The 20,664-nt window shown below is 66.2% G+C and carries 18 protein-coding genes and 1 riboswitch; of the genes, 13 read left to right on the top strand and 5 right to left on the bottom strand.

Annotated features, from left to right (window positions below):
• Positions 1 to 6: 6 nt before the first annotated feature.
• Both AZ34_RS15280 and AZ34_RS15275 read right to left on the bottom strand, forming a co-directional pair.
• Complete coding sequence (locus tag AZ34_RS15280; protein WP_035609616.1) at positions 7 to 1,446, bottom strand: AMP-binding protein; 1,440 nt, start codon at positions 1,444 to 1,446, stop codon at positions 7 to 9.
• Positions 1,443 to 2,078, bottom strand: coding sequence for a thermostable hemolysin (locus AZ34_RS15275; RefSeq protein ID WP_035609613.1), 636 nt, complete (start codon positions 2,076 to 2,078; stop codon positions 1,443 to 1,445). Before AZ34_RS15275 ends, AZ34_RS15280 begins: the two co-directional genes overlap by 4 nt.
• Before the next feature lie 196 nt (positions 2,079 to 2,274).
• Positions 2,275 to 2,368: riboswitch (glycine riboswitch) on the top strand.
• Positions 2,369 to 2,554: 186 nt separating this feature from the next.
• Here AZ34_RS15275 and AZ34_RS15270 point away from each other — a divergent pair.
• The 4 genes from AZ34_RS15270 to AZ34_RS15255 all read left to right on the top strand — a co-directional run bounded on the left by AZ34_RS15270 (position 2,555) and on the right by AZ34_RS15255 (position 7,183).
• Positions 2,555 to 3,811, top strand: a complete 1,257-nt coding sequence (locus AZ34_RS15270; protein ID WP_035609610.1) for a D-amino acid dehydrogenase — start codon at positions 2,555 to 2,557, stop codon at positions 3,809 to 3,811.
• Positions 3,812 to 3,955: 144 nt separating this feature from the next.
• A complete protein-coding gene (gene tal / locus AZ34_RS15265) occupies positions 3,956 to 4,903 on the top strand; it encodes a transaldolase (RefSeq protein ID WP_035609607.1) in 948 nt (315 codons plus the stop codon).
• A gap of 25 nt (positions 4,904 to 4,928) precedes the next feature.
• Complete coding sequence (pgi, locus tag AZ34_RS15260; RefSeq protein WP_035609604.1) at positions 4,929 to 6,527, top strand: glucose-6-phosphate isomerase; 1,599 nt, start codon at positions 4,929 to 4,931, stop codon at positions 6,525 to 6,527.
• A complete protein-coding gene (locus AZ34_RS15255; protein WP_035609603.1) occupies positions 6,524 to 7,183 on the top strand; it encodes an HAD family hydrolase in 660 nt (219 codons plus the stop codon). The genes pgi and AZ34_RS15255 overlap by 4 nt, the downstream gene beginning before the upstream one ends.
• Positions 7,184 to 7,222: 39 nt before the next feature.
• Here the strand turns inward: AZ34_RS15255 and AZ34_RS15250 are convergent, their stop codons facing one another.
• Positions 7,223 to 7,984 (bottom strand): CPBP family intramembrane glutamic endopeptidase, encoded by a 762-nt coding sequence (locus AZ34_RS15250; RefSeq protein WP_035609600.1) that lies wholly within the window; start codon positions 7,982 to 7,984, stop codon positions 7,223 to 7,225.
• A 195-nt stretch (positions 7,985 to 8,179) separates the two neighbouring features.
• Between AZ34_RS15250 and AZ34_RS15245 the strand changes: the two genes are divergently transcribed.
• The 9 genes from AZ34_RS15245 to AZ34_RS18120 all read left to right on the top strand — a co-directional run bounded on the left by AZ34_RS15245 (position 8,180) and on the right by AZ34_RS18120 (position 17,707).
• Complete coding sequence (locus AZ34_RS15245) at positions 8,180 to 9,157, top strand: MBL fold metallo-hydrolase (protein WP_035611922.1); 978 nt, start codon at positions 8,180 to 8,182, stop codon at positions 9,155 to 9,157.
• A gap of 280 nt (positions 9,158 to 9,437) precedes the next feature.
• Positions 9,438 to 10,745 (top strand): ABC transporter substrate-binding protein, encoded by a 1,308-nt coding sequence (locus AZ34_RS15240; RefSeq protein WP_035609597.1) that lies wholly within the window; start codon positions 9,438 to 9,440, stop codon positions 10,743 to 10,745.
• Between the two features lie 48 nt (positions 10,746 to 10,793).
• A complete protein-coding gene (locus AZ34_RS15235) occupies positions 10,794 to 11,651 on the top strand; it encodes a carbohydrate ABC transporter permease (RefSeq protein WP_035609594.1) in 858 nt (285 codons plus the stop codon).
• 178 nt (positions 11,652 to 11,829) lie between these two features.
• Positions 11,830 to 12,648 carry a carbohydrate ABC transporter permease gene (locus AZ34_RS15230; RefSeq protein ID WP_035609592.1) on the top strand — a complete coding sequence of 273 codons (819 nt, stop codon included), beginning with the start codon at positions 11,830 to 11,832 and terminating at the stop codon, positions 12,646 to 12,648.
• Between the two features lie 20 nt (positions 12,649 to 12,668).
• Entirely contained in the window at positions 12,669 to 13,715 is a 1,047-nt protein-coding gene (locus AZ34_RS15225) for an ABC transporter ATP-binding protein (RefSeq protein WP_035609589.1), read from the top strand.
• Positions 13,716 to 13,790: 75 nt separating this feature from the next.
• Positions 13,791 to 15,206 (top strand): D-arabinitol 4-dehydrogenase, encoded by a 1,416-nt coding sequence (dalD, locus tag AZ34_RS15220; protein WP_051510203.1) that lies wholly within the window; start codon positions 13,791 to 13,793, stop codon positions 15,204 to 15,206.
• 19 nt (positions 15,207 to 15,225) lie between these two features.
• Positions 15,226 to 16,215 carry a carbohydrate kinase family protein gene (locus tag AZ34_RS15215; RefSeq protein ID WP_035609586.1) on the top strand — a complete coding sequence of 330 codons (990 nt, stop codon included), beginning with the start codon at positions 15,226 to 15,228 and terminating at the stop codon, positions 16,213 to 16,215.
• Between the two features lie 81 nt (positions 16,216 to 16,296).
• Positions 16,297 to 17,238, top strand: coding sequence for an AraC family transcriptional regulator (locus AZ34_RS15210; protein WP_035609583.1), 942 nt, complete (start codon positions 16,297 to 16,299; stop codon positions 17,236 to 17,238).
• A 145-nt stretch (positions 17,239 to 17,383) separates the two neighbouring features.
• Positions 17,384 to 17,707 carry a J domain-containing protein gene (locus AZ34_RS18120; RefSeq protein ID WP_081767250.1) on the top strand — a complete coding sequence of 108 codons (324 nt, stop codon included), beginning with the start codon at positions 17,384 to 17,386 and terminating at the stop codon, positions 17,705 to 17,707.
• 151 nt (positions 17,708 to 17,858) lie between these two features.
• Here AZ34_RS18120 and groL read toward each other — a convergent pair whose 3' ends face one another.
• Entirely contained in the window at positions 17,859 to 19,505 is a 1,647-nt protein-coding gene (groL, locus tag AZ34_RS15205; RefSeq protein WP_035609581.1) for a chaperonin GroEL, read from the bottom strand.
• Between the two features lie 134 nt (positions 19,506 to 19,639).
• On the bottom strand, positions 19,640 to 19,930 hold the full coding sequence (groES, locus tag AZ34_RS15200; RefSeq protein WP_006298219.1) for a co-chaperone GroES: 291 nt from the start codon (positions 19,928 to 19,930) through the stop codon (positions 19,640 to 19,642).
• Between the last annotated feature and the right edge of the window lie 734 nt (positions 19,931 to 20,664).

The following is a 20,664-nucleotide window of genomic DNA, read 5'->3' as shown; positions in this document are numbered from 1 at the left end:
AGGTCCTCAGGAGTTCAGGGTTTCGGGAAGGAGGGCGCGCATGTCGCCATGCGCGTTCAGGATGGCGGCGCGTTGCGGGCGGCCGTTGGCGGTGGCGTAACCGGTCTGCGCGCTGAAGGCGGCGCGGCCCCGGGCCCAGCGCGCCACCCGCGCGTAGTCGGGCAGGGTGGTGTTGGCGGCATCGACCGCAGCTTGTAGTGCGGCGTCGGGCAGTTGGTCCTGCAGGGGCCAGAGCACGGCCCACAGGCTGGGTTCACCGTCGCCGTAGACCACGGCCTGGCGGATGGCCGGCTGGCTGCCGAGCGCTGTTTCCACCCACTCGGGCGAAATGTTGCGGCCGTAGGCGCTGATCAGCAGGTTCTTCTTGCGGCCTTGGATGTGCACATGGCCCTCGGCATCGATGTGGCCCAGGTCGCCGCTGGGCCACCAGTCGGGCGCCGGCTGGGCGTCGCCCAGGTAGCCCGCGAACAGGCTGCCCGCGACTTCGATTTCACCGTCGGCGGCCACGCGCAGGCGCGCATGGGGCAGCGGCCGGCCCACACTGCCCAAGCGCTGGGCCCCGGGCAGGTTCAGCGTCTGCACCGAAGCGCCCTCGGACAGGCCGTAGCCCTCGTAGGCGGGAATGCCCAGGGTCTGGGCGGCGGCGATCAGCGGCGCGCCCACGGCGGCACCACCGACGGCGACGAACTTCAGGCCCGCCGGCGCGCGCTGGCTGGTCTGGCGCAGCAGGCCGACCCAGGCACGCAGCATCTGCGGCAGCAGGATCATGCTGTCGGGCGCATGACGCAGCACCGCCGCGTGGAAGGTTTCCACGTCGAACTGCGAGGAGCCCTGCCAACCCAGCTCTGCCAGGGGCGGCGTGATCAGCAGCGCGCCCTGGCGGCGCGCGGCCATCTGACCGGCCACGTTTTCCAGCAGCACGGCGAAGGGCAGCACACTCAGGTGGCGGGTGATGCCCAGCGGCCCCAGGGCTTGCACCACGCCATCGGCCACGCGTTCCATGGCGGCCTGGCGCAGGCAGACGCCCTTGGGCGCGCCGGTGCTGCCCGAGGTGTAGGTGATCTTGGCCGTGCCAGCGGGTTTGGTCAGGCCCTGCGCGGGCAGGCGCGCCAGACTCAGTGCTTGGCCGGCGACCTCGAGGGCCTGCCAGGGCAGGATCTTCCAGGCGGTGGCCGCGGCTGGAGCGGCCACCAGGGTGTCCACGCCGGCGGTCTGCAGCGCGTGCCGGATCTGGTCGGGCGTGAAGAAAGGCGGCAGCGGCACGTGCACGATGCCGGCGCCTGCGGCGGCTTCGTCCAGCACCGTGATGGCAGCGCCGTTGTCCAGCAGCGTGGCCAGCACCCGGGTGCCTGCCTGATGCAGTGCCTGCTGCGTCGCACGCACGGCTGTGCTCAGCTCGGTGGCGGTCCAGTCACGCTGGCCGTCATGAAGGACGACGTGGTTCATGACAGGCTCCAGCGCCGGGCGAGCGCGCGCAGGCCCAGGTCGAGGCGGCCGGCCACGACCACCGGACGGTGGTCGTAGTAGCTGCCCCAGTCCGCCGCGTCGGCGCCGAGTTGGGCGGGGTCGGCCATGCCCAGCGCCAGCGGCGTGATGCCCAGGCGCACGAAGAGGTGCTGCAGTTCCTGCGTCAGGGTGCTGACCACCCATTCCAGGTCCAGGCTGGCCAGGTGTGGCCCCATGAGGTGGATCAGACGCTTGCCCGCGCCGGGCTGTACGGCCGAGAGGTGGCCTACCTCGACGATGCGCGCGCGCGAGACGCCCGCGGGGCTGTCGCGCCCGAGCAGGGCTTCGACGGGGTCGGACAGGTAACGCTCCAGGAACAGCGGGCCGCCGTCCGCGACGCGGTAGCCGGCGGCGGCGCTGATGTCGCCAGCCTCGTCGCGCAGGCTGACCAGCATGGGCGCGAAATGGCGGACACGGGCGCCGTAACGTTCCAGATAGACATCGTGGATGAAGCGTTCGACCTGAACGCGCTCTTCATCGTCCACGGCGTGGACAGCGAGGTGCCGCCGGCCCGGGGGCAGTGCGGCGACCGAGAGACCGTTGGAAGGATGGTGGGATACCTGGGCCAGCATGTGCAATCCTTTGCGCGAGGGGCGTGGTTGGGATGGCGTGATCTTGGGCGCCGAGCCTTAAGCGCAAATTAAGTGGCGCATCGCGGTGCCGCCACCGCGCGCGGCGAATCGTGAGCATTTGTGACCGAAGCCACACCTGTGCCGCTGGCCGATCCGGCGTGGTCACGGTAGAATCCGGTCCAGCCACATCCGTGGCACCCCTTGATCGGGAGAGACCGCCGCCACCGCGCGACGGCGCCGAAGGAGCAACCGCCCCGGAAACTCTCAGGCAAAAGGACCGGTCAAGATCTATTCACACTCTGAAGAGCCACTGCGTTTCGTCAACGCGGTGCACCGCAGGAGCAAGCGCCTCATCGTTCTTCAACGGATGACGGCGTGAATCTCTCAGGTTCCAAACAGAGGGGGCGCGCATGGCACATGCATTGCTTGCATGGCATGTGTTGGCGCCTTCCTCAACGACGTTTGGAGTGCTTTCCATGAAAACCATCGCCGTCATCGGCGCCGGCATCACCGGCGTCACCACAGCCTACGCCCTGTCGCTGCGTGGCTACTCCGTCACCCTGTTCGAACAAAACCGCTACGCGGCCATGGAAACGTCCTACGCCAACGGCGGCCAGCTTTCGGCTTCCAACGCCGAGGTCTGGAACCATCCCTCGACCATCATCAAGGGCCTGAAGTGGATGCTCAAGAGCGACGCCCCCCTGCTGGTCAACCCCAAGCCGAGCTGGCACAAGTTCAGCTGGTTCGCCGAGTTCCTCTTCAACCTGGGCAAGTACAAGCAGAACACCATCGAAACCACGCGCCTGGCCATCGCCGCGCGCCAGCACATGTTCGCCTGGGCAGAGGCAGAAGGGCTGGACTTTGACCTGAAGAAGCAAGGCATCCTGCACATCTACCGCAGCAAGCAGGAATTCGACAACGCGGCCAAGGTATCCAAGCTGCTGGCCGCTGGCGGCCTGGAGCGCCGCGCGGTGACGCCCGAGGAAATGCGCGCCATCGAACCCACGCTCGCGGGTGACTACCACGGGGGCTATTACACCGAGAGCGATTCGACGGGCGACATCCACAAGTTCACCAACGGTCTGGCCATCGCCGCCGAGCGTCGCGGCGTGAAGACCCTCTACGGACAGGAAGTGCTGCGCCTGGACAGCGACGGCCAGCGTGCACGCGTGACGGTGCGTTCGGGCGAGGGTGAAGAGACGCTGGGCTTCGACGGTCTGGTGGTCTGCGCGGGCGTCAAGAGCCGTGCCTTCGCCTCCCAACTGGGCGACCGCGTGAACATCTACCCGGTCAAGGGCTACTCCATCACCGTGAACCTGCAGGACGCCACGAGCCAGGCCGCCGCGCCCAATGTCAGCCTGCTGGACGACGCCGCCAAGCTCGTCACCAGCCGCCTGGGCGCCGACCGCCTGCGCGTGGCGGGCACGGCCGAGTACAACGGCTACAACAAGGACATCCGCGCTGACCGCATCCGCCCGCTGGTGGACTGGGTGAACCAATGCTTCCCCGGCGTGAGCACGCGTCAGGTCACGCCCTGGGCCGGCCTGCGTCCCATGATGCCGGACATGATGCCCCGCGTGGGCCGCGGGCGGCGCGCCAATGTGTTCTACAACACGGGCCACGGCCACCTGGGCTGGACGCTCTGCGCCGTGACAGCCGACATGGTGGCCGAGGTGGTGCAGCAGAGCGGCGGCGCCGTGCCCACCAGTGCGCCGACGCTGAAGACGGCGTGAAGGTCGGATGACGTGACGGTCTGAATGCCGTCCCGCACGCGGGCGCCCGATGGCTCATCGGGCGCCCGTTTTCATGGGGCGGACGCGCGCCGCAAACAGGCCCCGGCCCAAGGGTCACGCGCCGAGGCCATAATGAGCCCCGCCATGAACCAACTTGAAGCCCTGCGACAGTACACCGTGGTGGTGGCCGACACCGGAGACTTCCGGCAGCTCGCCGCTTACGCGCCCCAGGACGCGACCACCAATCCCTCCCTCATCCTCAAGGCGGTGCAGAAGCCGGATTACGCGCCGCTGCTCAAGGACACCGTGACGCGGCATCCGGGCCTGCCGATGGACGAGATCGTCGATCGCCTGCTCGTGCGCTTCGGCCGCGAGATCCTGGCCCTGATTCCGGGTCGGGTGTCGACCGAGGTGGACGCCCGCCTCAGCTTCGACGTGGCGGCCACCGTGGCGCGGGCGAAGCGCATCCTCGCGCTCTACCGTGCCGAGGGCGTGGACACGCGCCGGGTGCTCATCAAGGTCGCGGCCACCTGGGAGGGCATCCAGGCCGCAGCAGCGCTGGAGCGCGAGGGTGTCCACACCAATTTGACTTTGCTGTTTTCCTTTGCCCAGGCCGTGGCCTGTGGCCAGGCCGGCGTGCGGCTGATCTCGCCCTTTGTCGGGCGCATCTACGACTGGTACAAGAAAAACGCGGGCGCTGCCTGGGACGAGGCCGCGAACGCGGGGGCCAACGACCCCGGCGTGCGCTCGGTGCGTCGCATCTTCGAGCACTACAAGCGCTTCGGCATCCATACCGAGATCATGGGGGCAAGCTTTCGCAACGTCGGGCAGATCACCGCGTTGGCTGGCTGTGACCTGCTGACCATCGCGCCTGAGCTGCTGGCCCAACTGGCCGCCAGCGAGGCCCCGGTGACCCGCCACCTGGATCCGGCCGCCGCGCGCGCGCTGGATTTGTCGCCCGTGTTGTACGACGAAGCGGGTTTCCGCTACGCGCTCAACGAGGACGCCATGGCCACCGAAAAACTGGCCGAGGGCATCCGCGCCTTCGCCGCCGACGCGGTGAAGCTTGAGCAACTGATCCAGACCGTTTGAATTCAAACAAAAGAAGGGGACCGCATTGACGACGCAAGCCACGCGCTGTGACCGCGCGCCTGCCTGGGGCCTGTTGCAGGATCTGTACGAACGCCAGGGCCGCGCCCTGGATCTGCGCGAGGCCTTCGCGCGCGATGCCGGGCGCTTCGAGCGCTACAGCCTGCAGGCGCCCCAGGTCTTCGCCGACCTGTCCAAGAACCTGGTGGACGATGAGATCAACGACGCCCTGACCGAGCTGGCGCGCCAGTGCGGTCTGGAAGCCCAGCGCGACGCCATGTTCGCGGGCGAGCACGTCAACCGCACCGAGGACCGCGCGGCCATGCACTGGCTGCTGCGCCATCCGCGCAGCGCGGCCCTGGGCCTGCCAGACAGCCTGCGCCCCGCCCTCACCGAGGTGCACACCGTGCTGGACGCCATGTTGGCCTACGCCGAGTCGGTGCGCACGGACGCCGACATCACCGACGTGGTCAACATCGGCATCGGCGGCTCGGACCTCGGCCCACTGCTGGCCGTGCAGGCGCTGGACCCGTACGTGGACCACCGCAAGCGTTACCACTTCGTCTCCAGCGTGGACGGGCATGAACTGAGCGCCGTGTTGCGCAGCCTGCGGCCCGAGCGCACCGTGTTCCTCGTGGCCTCCAAGACTTTCACGACCATGGAGACCATGACCAATGCCTGCACGGCGCGGGACTGGTTCCTGGGCAAGATCGGCTACCACGACGAACCGCGCAACCCGGCGGACATGGCGCGCTACATGGAGCGCCACTTCTGCGCCCTGACCAGCAACACCGCGGCGGCCGCGGCCTTCGGTGCCACACGCACCTTCCCATTCTGGGACTGGGTCGGCGGGCGTTATTCCATGTGGTCGTCCATCGGGCTGATGATCGCCATCGCCGTGGGGGCCGAGCGCTTCCGCGCCCTGCTCGCGGGCGCGCATGCGATGGACCGGCATTTTCGCGAGGCTCCGCTGGAAAAAAACCTGCCCGTGCGCATGGCCTTGCTCGACATCTGGCACCGCAATTTCCACGGCTTCGGCAGCCGCAACATCGCGCCTTACCACAGCGGGCTGAGCTGCCTGCCGGCCTACCTGCAGCAGCTGGCGATGGAGAGCAATGGCAAGCGCGTGGACATGGCGGGCGAGACCCTGCCCTATGCCACCGCGCCCGTGGTCTGGGGCGAACCGGCGGCCAACGGCCAGCACGCTTACTTCCAGATGTTGCACCAGGGCAGCGACGTGATCCCCATGGAGTTCGTGGCCGTCAAGCGTGCCCTGCACGATCTGCCCGGTCACCACGTCAAGCTGCTGGCCAACGCGCTGGCGCAGGCGCAAGCCTTCATGCAGGGCCGTCATACCGAGGACGGCCACCGTCACATGCCGGGCAACCGGCCCAGCACTTTCCTGCTGCTGGAGGCGCTGACGCCCGAAAGCCTGGGCGCGCTGATCGCACTCTACGAGCACCGCGTGTTCGCGGCCGGCGCGCTCTGGGGCATCAACAGCTTCGACCAGTTCGGTGTCGAGCTGGGCAAGGTGCTGGCCCTGGACATCGAGCCGCGTCTGACCAGCGGCGACGCGAGTGGCCTGGACGGCTCGACAGCGGGCTTGCTGGCGCGGCTGCGCGCATGAACATCGTCTTCGATTTCGGCGCAGTGCTGTTCACCTGGCAGCCGGCCGAGCTGGTGCGGCGCCATTTTCCGCACCTCACGCCCACCGCGCAGGCGGCGGAGGACCTGGCGCGGTCCCTGTTCCATCACGAGGATTGGCAGGGCTTCGACCGCGGCGACCACGCGCTGGACGAGGCGGTCGCACGCATCGCGGCGCGCCTGTCCCTGCCGGGCGATGCGCTGCATGATTTGCTCGCGCCCATCGGCGAACGGCTCGCCCCCATCGACGCCACGGTGGCCTTGCTGGCGCGCCTGCGCGAACGGCGCGACGCTGCCGGTGACCTGCGGCTGTATTACCTGTCCAACATGCCGGCACCTTATGCGCGGGTGCTGGAGCAGCGGCACGAATTCATCGGCTGGTTCGACGGCGGCATCTTCTCGGGCGACGTGCAACTGGCCAAGCCGCAAGCGGAAATCTACCGCCTGCTCGAGTCCCGCCACGGTCTGGAGCCAGCCCGCACCGTTTTCATCGACGACATGCAGGCCAACGTCGAGGCCGCGCGTGGCCTGGGCTGGCAGGCGATCCACTGCACGCAGCCCGAGCGGCTGGGTGCGCAGCTGCAGGCCCTGCTGCCGCAGTGGATGCCCGCAATGGGAATGGCGGGATCTCGACGCTGAAGCCATCGATATGCGGCTGGACGCCTTACCGCATTGCCGTCACGCCAAACGTAACGGATAGCTCAACAGCAAGATATGCAGAAGATTGACCGCTGCGTGCAGCGCGATGGCCAGGCTCAGGCGGCCGCTGTAGTGAAAGGCCAGGCCGTAGCCGAGGCCTGCGCAGGTCGCCACCACGGCAAATAGTGCGTTGAAAGGCAGGTGGGCCGCACCGAACAGGCCCGCCGCCAACAGCAAGCCAGGCCAGACGCCCAGGCGCTTGATCAGGGCAGTCTGCAACAGACCGCGAAACAGCAATTCCTCCGCCAGCACCGCTACACCGAGATTGACCGCCAGCCACAAGAGCAGGCCCTGCGGCCATTTGGGTTGCCAAGCGACCAGGCCCAGCGCCATGGCCAGCAGAGGCATGAGCAGCAAGGTGGCGATGCATGTCAGCCAGGCATGCTTCAGCGAAATGACAGACCTGTGTGCTTGCCCCAACCACCAGGCGAGCAGGGCAGTGCCCAGCAGCAGCTTGTCCCAGGACAGGCGCAGAGCGTAAGGCGTCGCGTCCGTGCTGATGAGGCGCGGCTGCCACAGTTGCCAGGTGCTGAAACCGGGTACGAGGTGTGCTGCCAGGGCGATGCCGCCGAGCAGGATCATAGGCAGCCATAACCAGTCCGGCAGACGCGCTTGTCCGACCAGAAGGACGATGACGAAAGCACTGCCCAGCAGCAGGCCGATGGGCTGGATGAAACCCAGGCCGGTGCCCAAGGCGAGCGTGAGAGTGGGGAGCAGCAAGCGCAAATGCAGGAGCGGCATGGCACCTTTCTTGAAAAGGCGCGCAGTCTAGCAAGTCGCAGCTGCAGGCCCTGCTGCCGCAGCGGGGCTGGCCTTGAACCGCGTCTCCCCACGCCGCGCGGGCCTTTGCCGAGATGCAACTTGCGCGCTGGCATGGCTTGCTTCAGCATTCGCCGGTTTCTTCCAACCCCAAACCTAGGAGCGATACCCATGAAGATGAGTCGACGTGATCTGTTGGTCGGAGGCGGCGCGGCTGCCGCGGCTTCCATGGCCACCTACCTCGGCGTGTCCTTGCTGCCTTTGCAGGCCCAGGCCCAGGACTTCGGCGCACCCAGTGTGGTCCAGGTGGGCTACCGCAAGCAGAAGGTCGGTGACTTCGAGGTCATCGCGCTCAACGACGGTGTGGTGCGCCGTGCCCTGCAGGCCGAGTTCGTGCGCAACGCGCCGCTGGCCGAGGTGCAGGAGCTGCTGCGCTCGCAGAACCTGCCCACCGAATACGTGGACGTGCCCTACACCGCCTTCCTGATCGTCGCGGGTGGGCGTCGCGTGCTGATCGACACCGGCTTCGCCGACAACGGACCGCCGACCACCGGGCGTCTGGTGGGCAATCTGAACGCGGCCGGCTTCAAGGTGGAGGACATCGACACCGTGGTCATCAGTCACCACCATGGCGACCACATCAACGGCCTGCGCAACAAGGCCGGACAACTGGTCTTCCCCAAGGCCAAGATCATGGTGCCGGCCGTGGAGCATGCCTTCTGGATGGACGACGCCAAGATGGAGGCCGCCCCGGCCTCGGCCAAGGGCGCGTTCCAGAACGTGCGCCGGGTCTTTGGCGGGCTGGGGCCGGACCAACTGGTCCCGTTCCAGGCCGGCCAGGAACTGCTGCCCGGCATCCGCACCGACGCAGCCTACGGTCATACGCCGGGCATGGTCACGGTCACGGCCCAAAGCCGGGGCCAGAAGTTCATGTACCTGGCTGACCTGACCAATGTGCCCCAGCTCTTCGCCCGCAACCCCGACTGGGCCGTGGTTTTCGACATGAACCCCGAGGAAGCGCGCCAGACCCGCCGCCGGGTGTTCGAGGCGGTCGTGAAGGACAAGACCCTGGCGGGTGGCTTCCACTTCCCCTTCCCGGCCTTCGGCCGCATCGAGGCCCTGGGCCAGGGTTACGACTTCAAGCCGGTGGCCTGAGCGGTTTCGTTCGGCGTCAGCACAAAACCGCCGCAGTCTCCTGCGGCGGTTTTTTTTGAGATGCACGGTTCCATGCGCATCCTAGGGATAGCACCAGGGTAGATGGCGCATGAAAGTATCGATGGATGGCCTGAGGGTACCGGGACGTGCGCATTTCCTCACCAGAATGGGCGCCCTGCGGTAACGCGCATGACGCGTGCACAGAGCGCCACGCACGAACAAGAGAGGGATGGCGCCGGCAGACCGCAGCCACCGTTCCATACATCAGAAGGAGACAGACATGCACCGTTTTCTCAAGACCGGCCTGGCCCTGGCCTTCGCGGCTGCGGGCTGCGCGCAGGCGGCCACCGAACTCGTGGTGGCCACCGTCAACAACGGCCACATGATCGAGATGCAAAAGCTCACGCCGGCCTTCGAGAAGGCGCATCCCGGCATCAAGCTCAAGTGGGTGACGCTGGAGGAGGGCGTGCTGCGCCAGCGCGTGACGACGGACATCGCCACCAAGGGCGGCCAGTTCGACGTGATGACCGTGGGTATCTACGAGGTGCCGATCTGGTCGAAGCAGGGCTGGCTGATGCCCATCAACACCGACGCGGCCTATGACGCCAACGACCTGCTGCCCGCGATCCGCGCGGGCCTGTCGCACGAGGGCAAGCTCTACGCCTCGCCCTTCTATGGTGAAAGCTCCATGCTGATGTACCGCAAGGACCTGGCCGACAAGGCCGGCGTGCAGATGCCCGAACAACCCACCTGGGCCCAGGTGAAGGACTTCGCGGCCAAGGTGCACAACCCGGCCGCTGGCGTCTACGGCATCTGCCTGCGCGGCAAGCCGGGCTGGGGCGACAACATGGCCCTGCTGACCACCATGGTCAACACCCACGGCGGCCAGTGGTTCGACATGCAGTGGAAACCTCAGATCGACACCGCCCCCTGGAAGCAGGCCATCGGGTTCTACGTGGACCTGATGAAGGCTTACGGCCCGCCCGGCGCCGCGGCCAATAGCTTCAACGAGAACCTGGCGCTGTTCAATGAGGGCAAGTGCGGGGCCTGGGTGGACGCGACCATCGCGGCCTCCTTCATCAGCGACCCCAAGCAGTCCAAGGTGGCCGACAAGGTGGCCTTCGCGATGGCGCCGGTCGCCGTCACGCCCAAGGGCGCCAACTGGCTCTGGACCTGGAACCTGGCCATTCCCTCCAGCTCCAAGAAGGCCGAGGCGGCGCAGACCTTCGTGAAGTGGGCCACCTCCCGTTCCTACATCGAGCTGGTGGCCAAGGAACATGGCTGGCACGCCGTGCCCACGGGCACCCGCCAGTCCACCTACGCCAACCCCGCGTTCCAGAAGGTGGCCAAGTTCGCCGCCGCCGAGCGCAAGGCCATCGACAGCGCCAACCTGAACGACAGCACCCTGCCCAAGTCGCCGTATGTGGGTGTGCAGTACGCGGCCATCCCCGAGTTCCAGTCCATCGGCCTGGCGGTCGGGCAGCAGATCAGCGCGGCACTGGCGGGCAAGGTGACGGTGGAGCAGGCGCTCAAGACCTCGCAGACCCTGGCCGAGCGCGAGATGCGCCGGGGCGGGTACTACAAGTAAGCCCAGCCTGAGTCGCACTGAGCCACGCCTGAGCACGACCTTGCCGCCATGACCCGCCTGCTGCCGCGCGCCTTGCTGGCGCCCGCCGTGGGAGCCTTGCTCCTGTGGATGTTGGTGCCCCTGCTGATGACGGTGTATTTCTCCGTCGTCCGCTACAACCTGCTGCAGCCGGGCGATCACCCCTTCGTGGGGCTGGAGAACTTCGCCTTCTTCGTGACCGACCCGGACTTCGGTCCGGCGGTCTGGAACACTCTGGTCTTCCTGGCCAGCGTGGTGCTGATCACCGTGGTGCTGGGCATGGCGCTGGCTCTGCTGGTGGATGCGCCGTTTCCCGGGCGGGGCATCGTGCGGGTGTTGCTCATCTCTCCTTTCTTCGTCATGCCGGCGGTCAACGCCCTGCTGTGGAAGCACATGATTATGAACCCCATCTATGGCGTGCTGGCTCAGCTGTGGCGGACTTTTGGCCTGGAGCCGGTGGATTGGCTCACCCATGCGCCGCTGTTCTCGGTCATCGTCATGGTGGCCTGGCAGTGGCTGCCCTTCGCCTGCCTGATCTTCATCACCTCGCTGCAATCGCTGGACCGTGAGCAGATGGAGGCCGCGCGCATGGACGGCGCGGGGCCGTTCCAGCGTTTCTGGTACTTGACCCTGCCGCACCTGGCGCGTCCGGTCGCGGTGGTGGTGATGATCGAGATGATCTTCCTGCTGGCCGTGTTCGCCGAGATCGCCATCACCACGGCGGGCGGGCCCGGCAACGAAAGCACCAATCTGACCTACCTGATCTTCAAGCAGTCCCTGCTGAGTTTCGATGTGGGCGTGGCCTCGGCCGGTGCGCTGTTCGCCGTGCTGCTGGCCAACATCGTCGCGATCTTCCTGATCCGCATGGTCGGCAAGAGTCTGGATTGATATGAAACACCCCCCTGTGCCGCTGCGCGGCTTCCCCCCGCTCTTGCCGCGCTGCTCGCGGCAGGCAGGGGGACGACGCCAGTGGCCTGGCAAAGCCAATCCCACGGCGTCCGCTGGTATGGCCTGCTCCGCGGCCATCGGACGGGTGGCACGCGGCGCCATGGACAACTGACACGCCATGGCGACCATCTTTTTCATCTTCGCGCGCACCGTCCTGGCCTGGGGCGCGGCGCTGCTGCTCTTCTTTCCGCTCGGTTGGCTCTTCCTGACGGCCTTCAAGACCGAGCTGCAGGCCATCGCGGTGCCGCCGCTCTTCCTGTTCGAGCCGACGCTGGAGAACTTCGGCGAGGTGCAGCGCCGCAGCGACTACCTGCTGTACGCGCGCAACTCCCTGGTCACCAGCGTGGGCTCCACCCTGATCGGTCTGGCCATCGCCGTGCCTGCCGCCTACTCGATGGCTTTCTTCCGTACCCGGCGCACGCGCGACATCCTGATGTGGATGCTCTCGACCAAGATGATGCCGGCCGTGGGCGCCTTGCTGCCGGTCTACGTGCTGGCGCAGACGGCGGGGCTGCTGGATTCGCTGACCGTGCTCACCGTGGTCTTCACGCTGTCCAACCTGCCCATCATGGTCTGGATGCTCTACAGCGCCTTCAAGGACATCCCGGGTGAAATCCTTGAAGCCGCGCGCATGGACGGCGCCACACTCTGGGGCGAGTTCCGCCACGTCGTTATGCCACTGTCTCTCGGCGGCATCGCCTCCACCGGCCTGCTGTGCCTGGTGCTGAGCTGGAACGAGGCCTTCTGGGCGCTCAACCTCAGCAGCGCCAAGGCCGGCACGCTGGCCACCCTGATCGCCTCCTACTCCAGTCCGGAAGGGCTGTTCTGGGCCAAACTCTCCGCCGCTTCGCTGCTGGCCATCGCGCCCATCGTGGTCTTCGGCTGGTTCAGCCAGAAGCAACTGGTGCAGGGCCTGACCTTCGGCGCCGTCAAATGAACCCGGGCAAGGACGCTCTTATGGCCTATCTGCAACTCAAGGACATCCGCAAGCGCTTTGGGGAGACCGAGATCATCCAGGGCATCGATCTCGCGATCCAACAGGGCGAATTCATCGTCTTCGTCGGCCCCTCGGGCTGCGGCAAATCCACGCTGCTGCGCCTGATCGCGGGGCTGGAACCCATCACCGAGGGGCAACTGGTGCTGGACGGTCGTGACATCACGCAACTGCCTTCGGGCAAGCGCGACCTGGCCATGGTGTTCCAGAGCTACGCGCTTTACCCGCACATGAGCGTGTACGACAACATGTCCTTCGCGCTGCGCCTGGCGGGCGCGCCCAAGGACGAGATCCGCCGCAAGGTGGAACAGGCCGCCGCCACGCTCAACCTCACGCCCTACCTGCAGCGCACGCCGCGTGAACTCTCGGGCGGCCAGCGCCAGCGCGTGGCCATCGGCCGTGCCATCGTGCGCGCGCCCAAGGTCTTTCTGTTCGATGAACCCTTGTCCAACCTGGACGCCGCCCTGCGCGGCAACACGCGGGTGGAGATCCACAAGCTGCACAAGGCCCTGGGCGCCACCACCATCTACGTCACGCACGACCAGGTGGAAGCCATGACCCTGGCCGACCGTGTGGTGGTGCTGCGCGATGGCCGCATCGAGCAGGTGGGCGCGCCCTTGGAGCTCTATGACCGGCCCGTCAACCAGTTTGTCGCGCAGTTCATCGGCATGCCGCCCATGAACCTGATCCCGGCTACCGCTGTACCGGTTTTCTCTGAGGCCACGCAGGGCCGGTTGCCCATGGACGGCTCCCTGGGCGTGCGGCCCGAAGGTTTGCGTGTGCAGGCCGCTACCGATGTCGCAACCCCGTCCAGCGTGCTGGGCCGGGTGGAACTGATCGAGGCGCTGGGTGCGGACACCCTGGTCCATGTGGATCTGGGCGGCCTGTCTGTCGTGGCGAGGCAGTCCGAGCGTGTGGCCTTGGCCGCAGGGGATGCCGTGCGTATCACGCTGGACCCGGCCGCGCTCCACTGCTTTGACCGCGAAGGCCGTGCCCTCGCGCCAGCCTGAAGCCTTGCTGTTTGCTATCCCATCCTCTATTCCGGAGACACGGACGTGACTTCCCCGCAAGCCCCCCGCCGCACGGTGCTGCATCTAGGCCTGGGCTCCTTCCACCGCGCGCACCAGGCGGTGTACCTGCAACAGTTGATCGAGCTGGGTGAGCAGCAATGGTCCCTGGTCGGCGCCAATCTGCGGCCCGACATGGCCGAGACCCTGGACGCCCTGGCGCGTCAGGGCGGCGCTTACACGCTGGAGACCATTTCGCCCCCGGGTGAGGTGCGCTACCAGCGCATCTCCGCCATCCGCGAAGTGATTCGCTACGTGCCCGGCATCGCGCCCGTGGTGGCGCGGGGGGCCGACGCGGCCACGCGCATCGTGTCCTTCACGGTGACCGAGGCCGGGTATTACCTGGACGAATCCGACCGCCTGGATATCCAGGCGCCCGAGCTGCTTGAGGATCTGGCGCGCATCCGGCGCGGCGTGGCCGGCCAGACCATCTACGGTGCCGTCACCGCCATCCTGCGTGCGCGTCAGGTCCAGGGCGCGGGTGCGCTCACCCTGCTCAACTGCGACAACCTGCGCCACAACGGCGACCGCTTCCGCGCCGGTCTGCTGGCCTTCATCCGCCACGCGGGTCTGCCCGATCTGGCCGCCTGGGCCGAGGCCCACACCACTTGCCCCAATGCCATGGTGGACCGCATTACCCCGCGCCCGCCGTCCGAGTTGCGCGCGCGGGTGCGCGCCGCCACCGGCTGGGACGATGCCGCGCCCGTCACGGCCGAGAGCTTCATCCAGTGGGTGATCGAAGACCGCTTCATCGCCGGCCGTCCTGCCTGGGAACGCGTGGGCGTGGAACTGGTGCCTTCGGTCGCGCCCTACGAGGAGGCCAAGATCCGCATCCTCAACGCCAGCCACAGCTGCATCGCCTGGGCCGGCACCCTGGTGGGTTTGCAGTTCATCCATGAAGGTACGCATACGCCTGCCATCCGCCAGATGGCCTGGGACTACGTGACGCAGGACGTGATGCCCTGCCTGTCGCGCCCCGGCCAGCCCAGCCCGGTGGACCTGCCCGCCTACCGCGACGTGGTGCTGGAGCGCTTCGGCAACCCCGCCATCCGCGACACCAACCAGCGCGTGGCGGCCGATGGTTTCGCCAAGATCCCCGGCTTCATCGCGCCCACCGTGCGCGAGCGCCTCGCGCAGGGCGCCAGCATCGAGAGCGTGGCCGTCTTGCCTGCGCTCTTCCTCGCCTTTTTGCAGCGCTGGCACGCGGGCGCGCTGCCCTATGCCTACCAGGACCAGGCCATGGACCCCGCCGTGGCCCACGCGATCTGCGATGCGGCCGACCCCGTGGCCGCGCTCTGCGCCGACCGCACGCTCTGGGGTGAGCTGGCGGGCGACGCACGCCTGGTCGACGCGGTGCGCCGTGCCGGGCAGAGGGTGGATGCCTTCGTGGCCACGGCGCAGGCCACGCCAACCACCACACACCCGAGCCACTGACCACAGGACCGGGGGCACCATGCGCATCGCAATCGTCGGCGAATCCCTGATCGACTTCACCGCCACCGGCCCGCTGGCCTTCCAGGGCCACGAAGGCGGTGGGCCCAGCAACTGCGCCGTGGCCGCCGCGCGGCTGGGGCAAGCCACGGGCTATATCTCGCAGCTCTCGCGTGACCTGTTCGGCGAGCGCCTGTACGCCTACCTGGGCGCCAAGGGCGTGGACCTGCGCTTCGTGCTGCGCAGCGATGCCCCGTCCACCCTGGCCTTTGTCGAGCGCACGCCCACCAGCAACCACTACGCGTTCTACATGCAGGGCACGGCCGACACGCTGTGGGCGCCCGCGCAGCTGCCGGAGCTGCCGCAGAGCTGCCGTTTCCTGCAGTTCGGCTCCATCGCGCTGTTGCAGGAACCCGCGGCCAGCCGCATCGTGGATTTGGTCCGGGCCGAGCGCGGGCGGCGCATCGTGGTGTTCGACCCGAACGCGCGGCCTACCCTGGTGCGCGATGCGCAGGACTACCGTGCACGCTGCCAGGGTTGGTTGGCTCTGGCCGACCTGGTCAAGCTCAGCGACGAGGATGCCGCCTACATCCTGCCCGGCCTGTCCGCTGATCAAGCCGCCGCGGCCGTGCTCGCGCTGGGCCCGCGCGCCGTGGTGCTGACGCGTGGCGGGCAGGGCGCCACGCTCTACCGCGCGGGGCAGGCGCCACTGGCTGTGCAGGCACCCGTGGTGCCGGTGGTGGACACCATCGCCGCGGGCGACACCTTTGGCGCGGCGCTGATGGTGGCGCTGCTGGAGCAGGGTGTGGAGAGCGCGGGGCAATTGGCCCCTGCATCGGCTGAACGCTCCCCTGAGGCGGATGCCTCTGGCGCACCACCTACCTTGTCCGACGACGCCTGGCGCGCGGTGCTGCGCTTCGCGGCCATGGCCGCCGCGCTTAACTGCACGCGCGCCGGGGCCAGCCCGCCCACGCGCGCCGAACTGGACATGGCGCTGGCCCGCCCCGAGTGATAAGGTCGCGGCCTCGCGCCTTGTTTGTGTCTGGCACGCGGCGCGGTTTCAGCCATCCACGACGACCACGCCCTGTCCGCCATGACCGTCACGACCACCCCGCGTACCCGCCGGCCCCGCCAACGCCAGCCCGAGCTGGAGCGCGAATTCGCCCGTTCGCCCGCCCTGGGTTACGAGGATGCCGAGGAGGCCGGCCTGGTGCGCTGCCTCGCGCATGGTTTTCCGAGCCCGTTGGTGCGCTGGCATTTCCACGAGGAATACGAGTTGCACCTCATCACCGAGACCTCGGGCCGTGCCTTCGTCGGTGACTGGATCGGCCCTTTCGAACCTGGCCATCTCGTGCTCTGCGGCCCGCGCCTGCCGCACAACTGGATTTCGCTCGACGTGCCCGAGGGCGGTGCGCCCGGGCGCGACCGCGTGATCCAGTTCCGCCACGAACCCGTGGCCCGCGCCGCCGAGGAAATCCCCGAGTTGCGCGGCGTGCTGCAACTGCTGGACCGCGCGCGCCACGGCATCGAATTCTTCGGCATGGCAGAGGCCGCGCAAGCGCATTGGGACGCCGTGAAAGCCACCCGCGGCCTGCGCCGCCTCGCCGCCTTCTGCGACTTTCTGGCCGATCTGGCCGACTGCAATGACTACCGTCTGCTCTCCACCGTGCAGATGCAGGGCGTGGCGGGCGAGGCGCAGATGGAGCAGATCAACCACATCGTCAACCGCATCATGGCCCGCGTGTCCGAACCGCTCAGCCTCGCGGACGTGGCGGACGAACTGGGCATGAGCCAGAGCCGTTTCAGCCGCTTCTTCCATCGCGCCACCGGCAACAGTTTCACCGACTTCGTGAACCGCGTGCGCATCAACCAGGCCTGCCACCTGCTGATGCAGACCGAGGACTACGTCACCGACATCTGCTACCAGGTGGGCTTCAGCAACGTGGCTAACTTCAACCGTCGCTTCCTGGAACTCAAGGGCATGACGCCCACCGAGTTCAGGCGGCAGGCTGAGAGTCGGTTTGGGGCGGTGTGAGGGGAGGGTGGGGAGATCTGTTTCGGATTGCGCCGCTGTTGGGGGTGTACGCCAACCAACAGACGTGGCTTTGTATCGGAAATATTCTTCCAGTGGTTGGTGGTGTTATTTGGATCAGACCGCTGGGAATTCAATCTGGAACGTCATGAAATCACATTACGATACGTTGGAGGTTAGTCCTCATGCGAGCAATGCCGTGATCCGGGCTGCCTATCGTTGCCTCGTTCAACACCATCACCCGGACAAGAATCCACAAGACGTAAGTGCTGGACAGAAGATTGCGGACTTCAATCAGGCCTACTCAATACTTTCGAACATTGAGAAGCGCAAGAAATACGACCGCCACCTGGGCATTGCGCATATTTCTGGAGAGCGCCGGAGCGACGCTGTGAGTACGTTCAATGAACGAAAATTTTCTGAGACGAGGGCCAATACAATTCGTCCGTTTGCGTTTCGACCTTTAGACTGAATTTGGCGAGCGACCGCTTTGGGCGCACAACCTGAGTGTCTGCGATTGGCGGTTGTCACCATTCTTCGAAGCCGCCACCACGTAACCAAACATAAAAAAACCCGCGGTGGCAACACCGCGGGTTTTTTGTTTCAGGCCGTGAGGCTGGGGATCACATGCCCATGTCGCCCATGCCACCCATGCCACCCATGCCACCACCGGGCATGGCGGGGGCGTCGTCCTTCGGCGCCTCGGCGACCATGGCTTCGGTCGTCAGCAACAGCGAAGCGACGGAAGCGGCGTTCTGCAGCGCGGTGCGCGTGACCTTGGTCGGGTCCAGAATGCCCATCTCGATCATGTCGCCGTAGGTGTCGTTGGCGGCGTTGAAGCCGAAGTTGCCCTTGCCTTCCAGCACCTTGTTCACCACGACGGAGGCTTCGCCACCGGCGTTGAACACGATTTCGCGCAGGGGCGCTTCGATGGCCTTGAGCACCAGCTTGATGCCGGCGTCTTGGTCGGGGTTGTCACCCTTGATGGTGCCGATCGCTTGCTTGGCGCGCAGCAGGGCCACGCCACCACCGGCGACCACGCCTTCTTCCACCGCAGCACGCGTGGCGTGCAGGGCGTCTTCGACGCGGGCCTTCTTTTCCTTCATCTCGACTTCGGTGGCGGCACCGACCTTGATGACGGCCACGCCGCCAGCCAGCTTGGCCACGCGCTCTTGCAGCTTCTCACGGTCGTAGTCGCTGGTGGCTTCCTCGATCTGGACGCGGATCTGCTTGACACGCGCTTCGATGTCAGCGGCGGCGCCGTTGCCGTCGATGATGGTGGTGTTTTCCTTGCCCACTTCGATGCGCTTGGCTTGGCCCAGGTCGGCCAGCGTCACCTTCTCGAGCGACAGACCCACTTCCTCGGCAATGACCTTACCGCCCGTCAGGATGGCGATGTCTTCCAGCATGGCCTTGCGACGGTCGCCGAAGCCCGGAGCCTTGACGGCCACGACCTTCAGGATGCCGCGGATGGTGTTGACCACCAGGGTGGCCAGCGCTTCGCCTTCGACTTCCTCGGCGATGATCAGCAGCGGACGGCCCGACTTGGCGACTTGCTCCAGCGTGGGCAGCAGGTCACGGATGTTGCTGATCTTCTTGTCGAACAGCAGCACGAAGGGGTTGTCCAGCAGGGCAACCTGCTTGTCGGGGTTGTTGATGAAGTAGGGCGACAGGTAGCCGCGGTCGAACTGCATGCCCTCGACGACGTCGAGTTCATTGTTCAGGCTCTTGCCGTCTTCCACGGTGATCACGCCTTCCTTGCCGACCTTGTCCATGGCGTCGGCAATGATCTTGCCGATGGACTCGTCGCTGTTGGCGGAGATGGAGCCGACTTGCGCGATTTCCTTGCTGGTGGTGGTGGGCTTGGAAGCCTTCTTCAGCTGCTCGACCAGGGCGGTCACGGCCTTGTCGATGCCGCGCTTCAGGTCCATGGGGTTCAGGCCGGCGGCCACGTACTTGCTGCCTTCGCGCACGATGGCTTGGGCCAGCACGGTGGCGGTGGTGGTGCCGTCACCAGCGTTGTCACTGGTCTTGGACGCGACTTCCTTCACGAGCTGGGCGCCCATGTTCTGGATCTTGTCCTTGAGTTCGATTTCCTTGGCCACGGACACGCCGTCCTTGGTCACGGTGGGGGCGCCGAAAGAGCGCTCGAGCACCACATTGCGGCCCTTGGGGCCCAGGGTCACCTTGACCGCATTGGCCAGGATGTTCACGCCTTCGACCATGCGAGCGCGTGCGTCGCCACCGAAAACAACGTCTTTAGCTGCCATTTGAATTCTCCGAATGAATTAAGTACGAATGAAAGGGGAGATGCGGAGGATTACTTTTGTCTTCAGCCGGGCCGTTGGCCCTTAACCTGGCTGCGCCAAGTTAGCCTGCGACGAAAGTAAATCGCTGCCGCGATTTACTTTTCGACCACTGCGAAGAGGTCGTCTTCCTTCATCACCAGCAGTTCATCGCCATCGACCTTGACGGTCTGGCCGCTGTACTTGCCGAACAGAACGCGGTCACCGACCTTGACGTTCATGGCAGCCAGTTCGCCCTTGTCGTTCTTCTTGCCCGGGCCCACGGCCAGCACCTCGCCCTGGTCGGGCTTCTCGGCGGCGCTGTCAGGGATGACGATGCCGGAGGCGGTCTTGGTCTCGTTTTCGACGCGCTTGACGATCACGCGATCGGCCAGAGGACGCAGTTTCATCAGGAATCTCCTAAAAGTTGAAACAGAAAAAGGAACAGCGAACTGCGCTTCCCCGCGGGGCAGGTCGGCGCTTTTGACTTGGCTGGGCGCGCATTCTTTTGCACACCGATGAGTACCGACATCCTTGTTAGCACTCATCTTCAGCGAGTGCTAATCATAAGGCTTTTTGCGGGGGTTTCAAGAGAGAGCAGACGGTTTGTGGGCGCTTTGCAGGACGCTTGTCGTGCTGGTGGTCGACTTTTTTTGTCGGGTTTCGCCTCTGCCCGCATCGGGTAGCGGCTAGGCGCCACATTGACCAGGATTCCAAAATGGATGTTACAGTCGGGCGGTTTGCAGATCGCGCTTGGTGTCTGCAAACAGTTTGACTTTGGCTCTCGGCGCTAATCAGCCGTCCTCTTTTTAGCCACCGACCCGGCATCACGCACGGCTTTTTCTGGTGGTCACGCTCCCCTATACCGGCTCAACAGGTAGTGCGTCTTACGGCCACGGTCGTCGCCCGATCCATGGGCACGATGGCAGGTGCTTGGCGCGTGCGTGTATGTGTATATGGGTTGGTCGGCGTGAAATCGTCGTCAATATCGTGCAACCCGAAGAGACGAGTTCGGGCTATGGCGACCGCCAACGCGAACAACGTCGTTCGAACCAATGCAAGGCTGTTCCTCTGAAGCGGGCTCGTGAGCCCGCTTTTTTTACGCCCCGCGCGCATACCGGCAAATTGAGTTCTTCACTATTTA

Source organism: Hylemonella gracilis str. Niagara R (genome assembly GCF_000600295.1).
GTDB lineage: Bacteria > Pseudomonadota > Gammaproteobacteria > Burkholderiales > Burkholderiaceae_C > Hylemonella > Hylemonella gracilis_A.
This window is presented reverse-complemented; position numbering and strand designations above follow the sequence as displayed.

Excerpts from the sequence above, each read along its gene's own strand:
- AZ34_RS15240 (WP_035609597.1), top strand. The coding sequence starts at position 9,438 with ATGCACCGTTTTCTCAAGACCGGCCTGGCCCTGGCCTTCGCGGCTGCG.
- AZ34_RS15250 (WP_035609600.1), bottom strand. The coding sequence starts at position 7,984 with ATGCCGCTCCTGCATTTGCGCTTGCTGCTCCCCACTCTCACGCTCGCC.
- AZ34_RS15235 (WP_035609594.1), top strand. The coding sequence starts at position 10,794 with ATGACCCGCCTGCTGCCGCGCGCCTTGCTGGCGCCCGCCGTGGGAGCC.
- tal (WP_035609607.1), top strand. The coding sequence starts at position 3,956 with ATGAACCAACTTGAAGCCCTGCGACAGTACACCGTGGTGGTGGCCGAC.
- AZ34_RS15245 (WP_035611922.1), top strand. The coding sequence starts at position 8,180 with ATGAGTCGACGTGATCTGTTGGTCGGAGGCGGCGCGGCTGCCGCGGCT.
- groL (WP_035609581.1), bottom strand. The coding sequence starts at position 19,505 with ATGGCAGCTAAAGACGTTGTTTTCGGTGGCGACGCACGCGCTCGCATG.
- AZ34_RS15215 (WP_035609586.1), top strand. The coding sequence starts at position 15,226 with ATGCGCATCGCAATCGTCGGCGAATCCCTGATCGACTTCACCGCCACC.
- AZ34_RS15230 (WP_035609592.1), top strand. The coding sequence starts at position 11,830 with ATGGCGACCATCTTTTTCATCTTCGCGCGCACCGTCCTGGCCTGGGGC.
- AZ34_RS15225 (WP_035609589.1), top strand. The coding sequence starts at position 12,669 with ATGGCCTATCTGCAACTCAAGGACATCCGCAAGCGCTTTGGGGAGACC.
- groES (WP_006298219.1), bottom strand. The coding sequence starts at position 19,930 with ATGAAACTGCGTCCTCTGGCCGATCGCGTGATCGTCAAGCGCGTCGAA.
- AZ34_RS18120 (WP_081767250.1), top strand. The coding sequence starts at position 17,384 with ATGAAATCACATTACGATACGTTGGAGGTTAGTCCTCATGCGAGCAAT.
- AZ34_RS15255 (WP_035609603.1), top strand. The coding sequence starts at position 6,524 with ATGAACATCGTCTTCGATTTCGGCGCAGTGCTGTTCACCTGGCAGCCG.
- AZ34_RS15270 (WP_035609610.1), top strand. The coding sequence starts at position 2,555 with ATGAAAACCATCGCCGTCATCGGCGCCGGCATCACCGGCGTCACCACA.
- AZ34_RS15280 (WP_035609616.1), bottom strand. The coding sequence starts at position 1,446 with ATGAACCACGTCGTCCTTCATGACGGCCAGCGTGACTGGACCGCCACC.
- AZ34_RS15275 (WP_035609613.1), bottom strand. The coding sequence starts at position 2,078 with ATGCTGGCCCAGGTATCCCACCATCCTTCCAACGGTCTCTCGGTCGCC.
- AZ34_RS15210 (WP_035609583.1), top strand. The coding sequence starts at position 16,297 with ATGACCGTCACGACCACCCCGCGTACCCGCCGGCCCCGCCAACGCCAG.